Annotated in this window: 12 protein-coding genes; 4 read left to right on the top strand and 8 right to left on the bottom strand. The window is 67.9% G+C overall.

What is annotated here, in order from left to right; all coding sequences use genetic code 11:
* Positions 1-188 precede the first annotated feature (188 nt).
* Positions 189-1,049 (bottom strand): hypothetical protein, encoded by an 861-nt coding sequence (locus KF745_00440; protein ID MBX3356872.1) that lies wholly within the window; start codon positions 1,047-1,049, stop codon positions 189-191.
* Positions 1,050-1,298: 249 nt separating this feature from the next.
* On the opposite strand from KF745_00440, the gene KF745_00435 reads away from it, so the two are divergent.
* Positions 1,299-2,564 carry a hypothetical protein gene (locus KF745_00435; GenBank protein ID MBX3356871.1) on the top strand — a complete coding sequence of 422 codons (1,266 nt, stop codon included), beginning with the start codon at positions 1,299-1,301 and terminating at the stop codon, positions 2,562-2,564.
* 20 nt (positions 2,565-2,584) lie between these two features.
* Entirely contained in the window at positions 2,585-2,764 is a 180-nt protein-coding gene (locus tag KF745_00430) for a YqaE/Pmp3 family membrane protein (protein MBX3356870.1), read from the top strand.
* An 11-nt stretch (positions 2,765-2,775) separates the two neighbouring features.
* On the opposite strand, the gene KF745_00425 is transcribed toward KF745_00430, so the two are convergent.
* Positions 2,776-3,120 (bottom strand): carboxymuconolactone decarboxylase family protein, encoded by a 345-nt coding sequence (locus KF745_00425; GenBank protein MBX3356869.1) that lies wholly within the window; start codon positions 3,118-3,120, stop codon positions 2,776-2,778.
* A 77-nt stretch (positions 3,121-3,197) separates the two neighbouring features.
* Here KF745_00425 and KF745_00420 point away from each other — a divergent pair, with 77 nt between their 5' ends.
* Positions 3,198-3,473: a hypothetical protein gene (locus tag KF745_00420; GenBank protein MBX3356868.1), complete on the top strand. Its 276-nt coding sequence runs from the start codon at positions 3,198-3,200 to the stop codon at positions 3,471-3,473.
* Here KF745_00420 and KF745_00415 read toward each other — a convergent pair whose 3' ends face one another.
* The 4 genes from KF745_00415 to KF745_00400 form a co-directional block, all read right to left on the bottom strand.
* A complete protein-coding gene (locus KF745_00415; protein ID MBX3356867.1) occupies positions 3,474-4,265 on the bottom strand; it encodes a zinc-dependent peptidase in 792 nt (263 codons plus the stop codon). It abuts the gene before it with no gap.
* A 155-nt stretch (positions 4,266-4,420) separates the two neighbouring features.
* Entirely contained in the window at positions 4,421-5,134 is a 714-nt protein-coding gene (locus KF745_00410) for a hypothetical protein (GenBank protein ID MBX3356866.1), read from the bottom strand.
* A gap of 292 nt (positions 5,135-5,426) precedes the next feature.
* On the bottom strand, positions 5,427-6,209 hold the full coding sequence (locus KF745_00405) for a hypothetical protein (protein ID MBX3356865.1): 783 nt from the start codon (positions 6,207-6,209) through the stop codon (positions 5,427-5,429).
* 108 nt (positions 6,210-6,317) lie between these two features.
* Positions 6,318-7,163 carry a methyltransferase domain-containing protein gene (locus KF745_00400; protein ID MBX3356864.1) on the bottom strand — a complete coding sequence of 282 codons (846 nt, stop codon included), beginning with the start codon at positions 7,161-7,163 and terminating at the stop codon, positions 6,318-6,320.
* 285 nt (positions 7,164-7,448) lie between these two features.
* Here KF745_00400 and KF745_00395 point away from each other — a divergent pair, with 285 nt between their 5' ends.
* Entirely contained in the window at positions 7,449-8,585 is a 1,137-nt protein-coding gene (locus KF745_00395; GenBank protein MBX3356863.1) for a hypothetical protein, read from the top strand.
* A gap of 32 nt (positions 8,586-8,617) precedes the next feature.
* On the opposite strand, the gene KF745_00390 is transcribed toward KF745_00395, so the two are convergent.
* Together KF745_00390 and KF745_00385 are read right to left on the bottom strand one after the other, a co-directional pair.
* Positions 8,618-9,001 (bottom strand): globin, encoded by a 384-nt coding sequence (locus KF745_00390; protein ID MBX3356862.1) that lies wholly within the window; start codon positions 8,999-9,001, stop codon positions 8,618-8,620.
* Entirely contained in the window at positions 8,998-11,472 is a 2,475-nt protein-coding gene (locus KF745_00385) for a UvrD-helicase domain-containing protein (GenBank protein ID MBX3356861.1), read from the bottom strand. Before KF745_00385 ends, KF745_00390 begins: the two co-directional genes overlap by 4 nt.
* Positions 11,473-11,503: the final 31 nt, after the last annotated feature.

The following is an 11,503-nucleotide window of genomic DNA, read 5'->3' as shown; positions in this document are numbered from 1 at the left end:
GCCACACGGCTCGCTGGGCACGCAAGGTTCGGGGAAGCGGCTGATAGTACGGGCCGGCAACCGGCCCTTCCGCTACCCCACTCCTTCCCAAACCCCGATGGACGGGTGGATATTGCAAGGCCGCAAAAAAGCGAGCCCGGCGGAGCACCCGCCGGGCTCGTTCGCGCACGACGTGGCGCTGGGACCGATCAGCACCCGCCGGAGAGGGCCGAGAGCCATGCCGAGATGAACACCGCGATATCCGTGGGCTCCACGGCGCCGTTGCCGTCAAAGTCGCCGTCGAGCGTTCCGTTCGTCACGCCGCTGAACCAACTGTTGATGAACGTCGCGACGTCCGCCGGCTCGATCACGCCGTTCCCGTCCGCGTCCGCCGGGCACGTCGGCGTGACCACCTCAACAAGCAGGTTGTCGAACCCGACCTCCCAGAAGTTGGCGCTGTAGAAATACCCCGGCTGGAACGTCGTGATCCTCGTCTCACTCACATCCGACAGCACCATCGAGTACGTCCACCCCGCCGGCAGGATCGGCTCGAACGTCTCAGGATCCTCATCCCCGGTGCCGCCCCATCCCGGTGGGAGCGCCGCCTGGCTCGGGTTCGGCACCACGAACTCGTAGGTCACCCAGCCGTCGCCCGTGCCGGGCACGGCGTCTCCGACGAAGTACACGGTGCGGTACCCACCGTCGGATGTGTTCACAAACTCGAGGACCAGCGGAAACGCCGAGGTGTCGAGCGGGTCACCGAAGAAGTTGTTCGCCTGGAACGTCCGCATGTCCACGCGGAAGCGCAGGCCGGGGTATTGCGTCAGATCTCCCAGTGCCGGGTTGCCGGGCTCGTCCGTCCGGAGCGTGATCCCCCAGAAGTCCAGGTAAGGAAGCGAGAGGTAGTCCCCGGGGTTGCCCCCGGGCAGCGTGTCCGTCGCGCCGTTCACCGTCCACCCCGATGTCGACGAGTTCTCGAATCCCTCGTTGATCAGCACCTGCGCGCTCGCCGCGCCCGCCATACACCCCGCGGCCACCACCCCCGCCACGCCCATTCGCATCATCCCCATGTCCGTCTCCTTGTTGACTTGTGGTTGATCCGTGCCACCTGTGTTTCGCGATATCCGCCGCCCCTCACCAACAACTCACGGCGACCAATCGCCCTCTGGATACGGACACCATACCGCGCAGTTCCATCGCTGCAATAGAGTTTCCCGGAAACTTTATACGATTTCTTGGATCGCGGCGGCAACTGGCAGCGCAGTGCTGTATGCTGTTGACACCAGGGCCGATTTTCATTACTCTGTTTGGTGTATATTATGGAGTATTCCAGTCCATCCCGAGTCGCTGCCGGCAACACCGCGGAAGCCGATCACGATTCCGCCTGGCTCGAGGGGGAGGTCACCTCGGTCGGGTCCGAACTCCTGGTCCGGATCCGCGAGGTTCTCGACGCCCTCCCGCGCGCCATCAAGGGCCCCCAGTCCCTCGCCCGGTCGCTCGGCGTCGACAAGGTCCTCGCCAGCCGCGTCCTCAAGGCCACCAGGAGCGAGGACCCGATCAGCGTCGCCTACCGAATGCCGGGGCCCGACCCGCTCCGGCGGGTCGTCAAGGCCGCGGCCAAGCGCGGGGTCTCCAACGAGACCGCCGCCGACGCCCTCCGCGCGATCGACCGGTTCGAGGCCCTGATCCGCGACCACATCGGCGACCGCAGCCTGCTGGACGCGATGCTCAGCGCGTGGATCCCCGAAGCCCGGCGCGAGTTCGAACTGCGCCGCAAGCAGTCCGCGTTCAAGGCAATGAGCCAGCTCAAGGGCGTGCAGACCGAGGCGATCGTCGCGACGGTCGTGCTCAGCCCCTCGCCCGACGGCGAGCACATCGACGTGGTCTGGATCAACGGCCTGACCGGCCTCCACCGCGTCCGTCCCGGGGCGCCCGTCAAACTCGCCACCCGCCGGATGTCCGTCGAGCCCTCGGCCCGCCGCCCGGTCACGCTCGATGGGCAGGAGATCGAGAGCCCGCGCACGCTGCTGCTCGATGGCTTCTGTTCGCAGCCCCCGCCGCGGATGGACGTCCGCCGCGTCGGCGAGGTCGTGCACTACTCGCTGGCGGACCACGGCTTCGGCGCGCGGTCGGCCGTGGACCTGTTCTTCGCCGAGGTCAACATCGCCGAGCTCAAGCGGTTCGTGCCGGCCGGCGTGCAGCGCAAGGGGTACTTCTTCGCGGAGATCATGACCCCCGCGGTGCTGCTGCAGTTCGATGTGCTGGTCCACGAGGACCTCTACCCCGCCCAGTCCCCCTCGCTCCTGATCTACGACACGGCCTTCGAGGGCGTGGCGGATGTGAACAACCCGGCCCGCGACATCGACCGGATGGAGATGCTCGAGTCGATCGAGCCGCTCGGCTCGGGCGCCTCGCGTTTCCGCTCGCCGGACATCGGCCGCTACACCGACCTCGTGCGGCACGTCATGGAGACGATGCGGCTGGACCCCGCCCGGTTCCGCGGCCACCGGTGCCACATCGACTACCCGATCTACGGCTCGCAGGTCGTCATGGCGTTCGATGCGGTGCAGCGGGGCGGGCAGTAGAATGCCCCACGGAGGCCCACATGCCCTCGAACATCGACGAGACCAACAAACTGCTGCTGGTGATCATCGCGATCCTCATCCCGCCGCTGGCCGTCGGGCTGAAAGAGGGAATCGGGGGGCAGTTGATCCTCAATATCGTGCTGTGCCTCCTGTTCTACATCCCCGGCCTGCTCCACGCGCTGTACATCGTTTTGCGCTGATCTGGCCGCGGTCAGGCCGGGGCGCTGAACTCCTCGACGGCGCTCCAGGCGTCTCCGCCGTACACCGTCGCCGGGCCGCCGCCCATCTGGATCGCGACGCCGATCGTTTCGGCGAGCTCCTGCTTGGTCGCGCCCTTCTTGATCGCGGACTTCACGTGGAACGCGATGCAGCCGTCGCAGTGCGTCGAGATTGCGATGCCCAGCGCGATCATCTCCTTGACCTTGGGGCTGAGCGCCCCCTCGGCGCCGGCGGCGCGGTGCAGCGCGGTGAACGCGCCGGTGGTCTCGGGGATGTGGGCGGCGAGCTGCTTCATCTGGGCCGTGGTCTGCGCGAGGCGGTCGGAGAATCGGGGCATCCGGAGGCTCCTTGGGGCGCCGTCAGCGGCGCCGGCTATGCTAAGTCCGCGCGCACGCGCCGAGCATGGAGGCGGACATGGCGAAGGGACAGCACCTGTCGCGGTACCAGCAGGGGATCGTCAAGCGGTACTACGAGCACCTCGACACGCTGACGGTGCAGAAACTGCAGGAGACGCTCTCGGACCTGTACCTCGCCAAGCCGGGGAAGGCGGCGGACAAGCTCTGGCAGCGATCGCACGAGCTGCTGGTCAAGGCCGGGGCGGATCCTGCGAAGGTAGAGCATGCGGTGGCCTCGGGGAGTGTCGAGAAACTCGCGGCGATCGTGAACGAGGTGTGCTCGCCGAGGAAGTGATCAGTTGTCGGCGGCGGCGGCGGGGTCCTGGCGGAAGTAGTCGGCGAGTTGGCGGTACAGGGCGGGGTGGCGGGCGCGGAGGGCGTCGGGACGTTCAAAGAAGACTTCCGTGGCGACGGCGAAGAACTCGGCCGGGCTGGTCGCGGCGTAGTTGGAGAGGATCGTCGGGCGGTGGAGGGAGAGGTCGCGGCGGAGGTCGTTGAACTCGGCGCCCAGGATGCGGGCCCAGGCGGCGTAGGCGCCGTGCCCCTCCAGGGCGGGGGCGCCCTCGACGGCGCCGGACTCGGCGTCGAGTTGGTGGGCGAACTCGTGGTAGACGACGTTGGCGCCGTCGGCGGCGTCGGCCGCGCCGCCGAGGACATCGTCCCAACTGAGGACGACCGGGCCGCCCGAGTGGGGCGCGGCGGCGCCCTGCCAGGACTCGCCGAGGCGCATGGCGTATTCCTCGGTGACGACCCCGCCGGGGCCCTGGCGGACCTGCTTGACGAGGTAGCGGTGCGGGTAGACGAGGATGGTGTCGAGCCGGGGGTAGTAGTCGGTGTCGCGGTGCAGCAGGAGCATGCAGGCCTGCGCGGCGATGGTCAGGCGGATCTCGTCGGTGATCTCGAGCCCGGCGCACCCCTCGAAGCGTTTCTCATCGAGGAAGACGCCGATGTGGCCGTGGAGTTCGTCCCGGTCGGCGGGGCTGAGGCGGCGGTAGGCGGGGACGCGGCGGGAAATGATGGCGGCCCACTCGGCGGGGAATGGCTGCTCGCGGAGCCTCCGGCGTTTTCGGGCCTTGAAGAAGAACATACCGGGGTCTCCCAGAGCATCATGCCACACACCCACCGCGCCCGCCGCGACACCAATGGTTGGGCAACCCGGGTGCCGGGTTGTGGTGGCGTGGGAGCGTGTGGCGCGGGTTTGTGGACTGCGGCGGGGCCCGGCGGCTGCCGTTGTGGCAGGGGCTAGGTGGAGTCGATTGCGGGCGCGAGGAGGGACGTTGAGCGGCGAGGTGGAGATGCGAAGGTGGGTTCGGGGGAATGCGGAGCGGCGCCGCGCCGTGCAGGAAGAGGCGTGGGTGCGGCGGTTGGGTGCGGGGAATCGTGGAGAGGTTGGGGATCACGCGCGGAAGGAGAAGAGGAGGGAGAGGATGCGGGGGAGGTGGAGGAGCACGGAACGGGGGCATCGGGCGCTGAGGAGGAGACAGAGGGAGCCGGACTGGTGGGAATGGGAGTTGAGGATGGTGCGGGAGTTGGACGTGGTGTGTAGATGTAGCGGCGGGGGCCGGGGGTGAAGTTGGCGAGGCGAAGCAGGAGGGCGGTGGCGCGGCGGGCGGTCTCTCTGGAACGGCGGCGGAGTTCGAGGCCGCGCTGGTCGCCGGGGCGGACGGGGAAGTGGGATTCGTCTGAGTTGTGCTCGTCGATGGAGCGGCCGAGGGCGATGGTCGCCGCGGGGAGGAAGTTGGAGGCGACGATGCGGGTGCGGCGGGCGATGGTGGATTCGATGTGATCTAATCGCTCGGCGATCTCGGGCTCGGCGAACCAGAGGACGAGGGCCTCGACGGAGGTGTGATGGAGGTCCGCGACGTCGCGGAGGGTGAGGGTGGGGTCGGTGACGGAGTCGAGGATCTTGGCCGCGAGGTCGGGGGAGGGGTTGAAGGAGGAGGGGAGGTTGAGCATGACTAGGTCAGGATACGGGTTTTTGACGGTGTGTCAATAGGGTTTTGATAGGAATTTAGAGAAACTATCGCAAATGGAGGCTGGGGATGGGGTTGCGCATGGGGTTCTTGGACTGTTGGGGCGAAGGGAGATCCTCTCGGCCATAATTGGCGCCTGATCAGATTCTGAGTCACCCTGTGTCGTCAATGCACGTCCCGCAGCGCGGATGCATCGGAACGTCTCAAACGCGTGCCGAGTTATCGGGCCACTAGGCAGCTCCCAATTCGCGCCGCTCCCAAGGACGCAAGAGCTGTCACTTCCCATCGTAACGGGCGAGATGAATGAGTTCCTCGATTGCGAGCCTGAATCGCGGCCGAATGGAGTCAACATCTGGTTTCCGGACATTGAATCGCCGTTGGTGGGCAGCGAGATTACCAAGATCCCTGACCGACTCGATCACGTCTACGGTTTGCTTATTGAGCATCCACCTCGAATCCGAACAAACAGCTTCAATGATATCAGAAAACTGAGGGAGCCTGCCGTTGCTTCCACACAATGCAGCAAGACTCTCATGTCGCTCTAGAATGTCCAACGCCAGCACTTCAACCAACCTTCGCATTATTAAGGCCGTGGCATCAAACCACTGCTGCTCGTAGCTGCCGTTCGCCTGTGCAGCCAGAGATTCGATATAACCCCTCGTGCCACTGACAACCGACATAGGAAGAACCTGCTCCGAGTTCGGATGACCAACTGTTTCAACCGCCAACAGTGAAGGATAATCGGTGCTCAGCAGTAGTTCAATGCTGCGTACGGCATTTACGCGTTCAACAGCCGTGTACTTCGTCGAGATCGATACTAGTGGCTCTAGCATCATGGTAAGTTTGGAACTGAATATATCTCTACTGTGATCATCAGGTATTGATTTCAGCAAATCTGATTTGCTTCTCGCGAGCGACACGCGTACCTGGTGGAACCAGTTTGCGTTACTGCTAATGCCATCGAGCGCATCTCGATTCCGAAGCGCCGCCACCGCAGCATCCCTGAGTCGAGCGACTGTGCCGAGAAACTCGCGTGAAGATGGCATGGTGCTCGGCAATCAAAATTCTCCGCAGGCCCTAGCGTCGACAACTACCAAGTGCCCGTTGGGATCACACTTCGCGTCTCATTTCTATGGTACTCGAATGAGGTGCTTCTTGAATAGGTTTTAGGCTACGGGCTTGCGGGCGATGACTTCGTAGACGGCGGGGAGGGTGATGAAGGTGTCGGGGGAGCGGGAGAGGTCGGCCCATTCGGCGTGCCAGGCGGCGCGGTCGGACTCGGTGAGCAGGCCCATCTTGACGAGGACGGGGAGGAAGTTGGACCAGAAGGTTTCGGGCCAGGCCCACATGGAATCGCCGGGGCGGCAGAGGCGCTGGTGGACGGCGAGGTGCTCGATGTGCAGGCCGGCATCGCGGCAGAGCAGGCCGATGCGGCCCATGACGTCCGGGTCGCCGCCGCGGGCGCGCCAGGAGGCGCCGGTGGCGCGGACGGCCTTGGCGAAGGCGTCGCCGCGGGGGGCGACTCGCATCGCCTCGTAGTTGTGGTAGTCGTGGATCATGAAGGCGCCGCCGGGCTTAAGGGAGCGGGCGACGCCGCGGACGACGGCGGCGGGATCCTTCACGAAGCAGAGGACCCAGCGGGCGAAGGCGAGGTCGAAGGGGGCGTGGTCGGGGACGCTGGTGTTGCCGGGGGCGGAATCGAGGGCGTGGACGTCGGCGCGGGAGGCGGTGATCCAGGGCATGGAGCGGGCGGCGGCCTGGGCGGCGATGTGCTCGATGAAGGGCTCGGACTCGTCGATGGCGTGGACGTGGCCGCGGGCGCCGACGAGGAGGGCGAGGTCAAAGGTGGCGAAGCCGGGACCGGAGCCGACGTCGAGGATGCGCATGCCGGGGCGGACGCCGGCGAGCCGCCAGAGGGTGTGGGCGGCGTCGGACCAGAGGCGGTGCTGGAGGCCGAGGCGTTCGAGTTCGTCGCGGCCGGTGCCGAGGACGTATTCCTTGAGGACGGACATGGGGGCAGGATAGGCGGGGGTGGATTTGGGGCCGGGGGTGCGTGGGAGGTGGTGGCGCGGGGTGCGGGAAGGGTGAGAATATGGGCCGGGTTTCGCGGGTTGGGCTCACACGGAGGGGTCGGCGGGCGTCCAAACTGGTGGGGGCGGGTGTGGGTCGCGCTCGACTCGCGGGCGGGATGGTCCGAACAATGCCGAGTTGATGGCGCCGGAGTTGATGGGCAGCCGCGGTTGGTGGGCGGGTATGTTGGCCGCGGAACGCTTACGGCTGCCGGATTGGAGGCTGCGATGAAGTACAACGCGATTGGTGTCGCGGGGCTTGTGCTCTGTGTGGGCGTGGTCGCGGTTGGGCAGCCGACGGGGGGCGGGCTGCCGTCGCCGTCGTCACCGCCGCCGGGGGCGCCTTCGCCGAGCGTGCCGTCACCGAGCACTCCGGCGCCGGGTACACCGTCGCCGAGCGGGCCCGCAACGGGGACGCCTTCGCCGGCCGCGCCGGGGGGCGGGACCAAGGGGGATGGTCGAGCGGGGGAGGTGGACCTGCGGCCGCGGTTCAAGAGCGGACAGCAGATCCGGTATCGGCTGAAGATGACGAGCAAGAACGAGGTGACGTCGGCGCAGATGCCGGACCTGGAGCAGTCGCAGGAGATGACGCAGGAGATCGGGCTGCTGATGCGGGTGAGGGAGGCGGCGGATTCGGGGACGACGGTGGAACTGGTGTACGAGACGGTGCGGTGCGAACTGATCGCGGATGGGATCAAGGCGAAGTACGACTCGACCAAGCCGAAGCGGAGCACGAAGCCGGGGCAGACCGGTCCCGGGGGGATGCCTGCGATCGCGGACATGGATGACGATGAACTCCTGGCCAACGCGATGCAGGGGATCGCGGGGTCGGTGGTGACGATGACGATCGATTCGAAGGGGAACGTGACGAACGTGTCGTCGCCGGCGGGGCTGTCGGGGGGCGGGAACATCGGGGCGATACCGGGGCTGCCGGGGGGTATTCCTGGGGCGGGCGGCGGAGCGGCGCCGGGAGGCGGCGGCGGGCCGCTGGACTGGCTGGTGTCGTCGCCGGGGCACTCCGGGTTTGCGCGGGTGGGGGAATCGTGGACGAACAGGGACCGGCTGGGGAACACGCCGCTGGGGAGTTTTCAGATGACGACGGTCCACACGCTGCGGTCGGCGAACGCGTCGCAGGCGGTGGTGGACATCTCGGGGCGGATCGAGCCTGGGAGCGCGGCCGCGGGGGGGCAGGGGAAGACGCAGGTGAAGGAGTCGGGCTACAAGGGGCGGTATGTCTGGGACACGGCGCTGGGGCAGCTCAAGGAGATGACGACGGATTCGCAGGTGTCGATCGATGGATCGGCGCTGGGGACGGAAATGAGCATGCTCTCGAACTCGAAGGTGAGACTCGAGCGGGTGAGGTAGGCGGGGCGGGGGGGCGGCGGGGGCGCGGCGGGCTATTGGGCGTTGATCATGAACGTCGCGGCCTCGTGGAAGAAGCGGCGGAGCGGGGCCGCGGCGTCGGGCGGGAGGGCGGATTCGTCGATGGCCTGCTCCATGAGCGAGACCCAGCGGTCGCGGGCGGCCTGGTCGATGTGGAACGGGGCGTGGCGGGCGCGGAGCCGCGGGTGGCCGCGGCGCTCGACGTAGCGCTGGGGACCGCCGAAGCGGCCGATGAGGAACTCGCGGAGGCGGAGTTCGGCGCCGGCCATGTCGTGGCGCGGGTACATGGGGCCGAGGAGATCATCGAGGGCGACGCGGCGGTAGAAGGCGGCGACGAGGCGGGCGAAGCCGTCTTCTCCGACGATGGCGTAGACGCGGGTGTCGAGGAGGTCGGTCATCCGATGACCTTGAGCCGGGCGTATTCGAGGACGAGGGTCTTGCGGCCGACATCGCGGAAACTGACGGTGGCGCGGGCGTTGGCGCCGGGGACGATGGACTCGACGCGGCCGACGCCGAACTGGGGGTGGGCAACCATGGCGCCGGCCTTGAGGCCGGCGACGGTGGGCTGGGCGGAGGAAGGGGCGCGGGAGGGGCGCGGGGAATCGGAGAACGAGTCGTGGTCGGCCGAGTCGTCCCAGGCGCCGGGGTCGGCCTGGTCGGAGACGGCGATGTACTCGCGCGGGAGTTCGTCGAGGAAGCGGCTGGGGATGGTGCGCTCGCCGATGCCGCGCACGGTGCGGTAGCGGGCGGAGGTGATGAGCAGGCGCTGCATGGCGCGGGTGATGCCTACGAAGCAGAGGCGGCGTTCTTCTTCGAGTTCGGCGTCGCTCTCGTTGCTGCGCATGTGGGGGAGGCAGCCCTCTTCGAGGCCGACCATGGCGACGGCGGGGAACTCCAGGCCCTTCGCGGCGTGGAGGGTCATGAGGGTCACCGCGCCCTGGGCGGGGTCGATGGCGTCGGCATCGGCGACGAGGGTGACCTGCTCGAGGTAGGCCCGGAGGAGGGCGAGCAAGGGGGGCATCGGGGCGGAGAGGGATGGGCGGTCGTCGGCGGCGGAGGGGGAGGCGGGGGTGACGGCGATCTCGTTGGCGGGGTCGGCGGTGGGGTCGTAGGTCTGTTCGAACTCCGCGGCGGAGGAGACGAGTTCGGCGAGGTTTTCGAGGCGTTCCTCGTCGGTATCGGTGCGGCCGGCCTTGTACATGGCTTCGAGGCCGGACTCGCGGATGACGCGTTCGACGAGGTCGGAGAGGGAGGAGGCGACGTCGGAGCCCATGAAGGATCCGGAGCCGGTCCAGCCGTCGATCATGTCGAGGAACTTGCGGATGGCGTTCTGTGCGCGGGCGCCGACGTCGACGCCGACGGCGGCCGCGTTGCCGGAGGCGACGTCGCGGAGGGCCCGCATGGCGGTGGAACCAGAGTCGGTGGCGGCGGCCTCGACGCGGACCCAGGTGGCGTCGCCGATGCCGCGGGACGGGGTGTTGATGACTCGGCCGAGGGAGACGCCGTCGGCGGGGTTGGCGACGACACGGAGGTAGGCAAGAGCGTTCTTGACCTCTTCTCGCTGGTAGAAGGCGGTGCCGCGGGCGATGACGTAGGGGACGCCGGCTGCGCGCATCTGGTCTTCGAGGACGCGGGAGAGGGCGTTGGTGCGGTAGAAGACGGCGCAGTCCTTCCACGCGGCGGCGGAATCGGCGCGGCGTTCGCGGAGCCAATCGACGACGAGGCGGGCCTCGTGGTGCTCGTCGCGGCAGAGGACGACCTCGATCTTGTCGCCCTGGGCGCGGGCGGTGAAGAGGTCCTTGTGCTTGCGGCGGCGGTTGTGGCGGATGAGGGCGTCGGCGGCGGCGAGGATGGACTTGGTGGAGCGGAAGTTCTCGCCCAGGGCGATCACCGCGGCGCCGGGGTACTGCTCTTCGAACTGGAGGATGTTGGCGATGTCGGCGCCGCGCCAGCCGTAGATCGACTGGTCGGGATCGCCGACGACGCAGATGTTGGGGCCGCGGCGGGTGGAGGCGGCGGGCTCGGCGGCTGTCGCGGCGGCTTCCGCCTCGCCCGCCCCCCCACCGCCCACTTCGCCGGCCAGCAGCGAGGCGATGACGAACTGGGCGCGGTTGGTGTCCTGGTATTCATCGATGAGGAGGTATCGCCAGCGGTCGCGGCAGGCGTCGCGGACGGCGGCGCTGGTCTTGAGCATCTGGGCGGTCAGGAGCAGGAGGTCGTCGAAATCGACCGCGCCCGCGCGCCGGAGCGACGCCTCATAGGCGGTGTAGATCTTGGCGACGGACCGGGAGGAGAAGTCCCCGGCGGTGCGGGTGAAGGCCTCGGCGTCGAGCAGGTCGTTCTTGGCGGTGCTGATGCGGGCGAGGACGCTGCGCGGGGGGAAGTTGGCGGTGTTGAGGCCGAGGTCGGAGATGACCTTCTTCATGAGGGCGGACTGGTCGGCCGCGTCGTAGATGGCGTAGTCGGGCTTGAGGCCGGGGAGGGCGGCGATCTCGGCGAAGCGCCGGAGGAGGCGGGCGCAGAGGGAGTGGAAGGTGGTGACGGTGAGGCCGCGTGAGGCGGGGCCGTCGCCGAGCATCTGGTGGACGCGCTCGCGCATCTCGCCCGCGGCCTTGTTCGTGAAGGTCAGGGCGAGGATCTGCCACGCCGGGATACCGCAGGCGACGAGGTAGGCGATGCGCCGGGTGATGACCCGGGTCTTTCCAGAGCCGGGGCCGGCGAGCACGAGCAGCGGGCCCTCGGTGCAGACGACGGCGCTGCGCTGGGCCTCGGTGAGGCCCTGGAGCACCGGATCGTCGTCGGGTTGTGGCGGGTTGGGCATCGAATCCGGCACGGCGGGCTCCGCCCAGGTCTCAACATCCCTGCTCATCGGCAACACTATCCGCCGGCGCTGGTCGGGG

The sequence above is a fragment of the Phycisphaeraceae bacterium genome (assembly GCA_019636655.1).
Taxonomy (GTDB): domain Bacteria; phylum Planctomycetota; class Phycisphaerae; order Phycisphaerales; family UBA1924; genus JAHBXB01.
The sequence above is the reverse complement of the archived record's forward strand: the minus strand, read 5'-3'. Positions and strand labels throughout refer to the sequence as shown.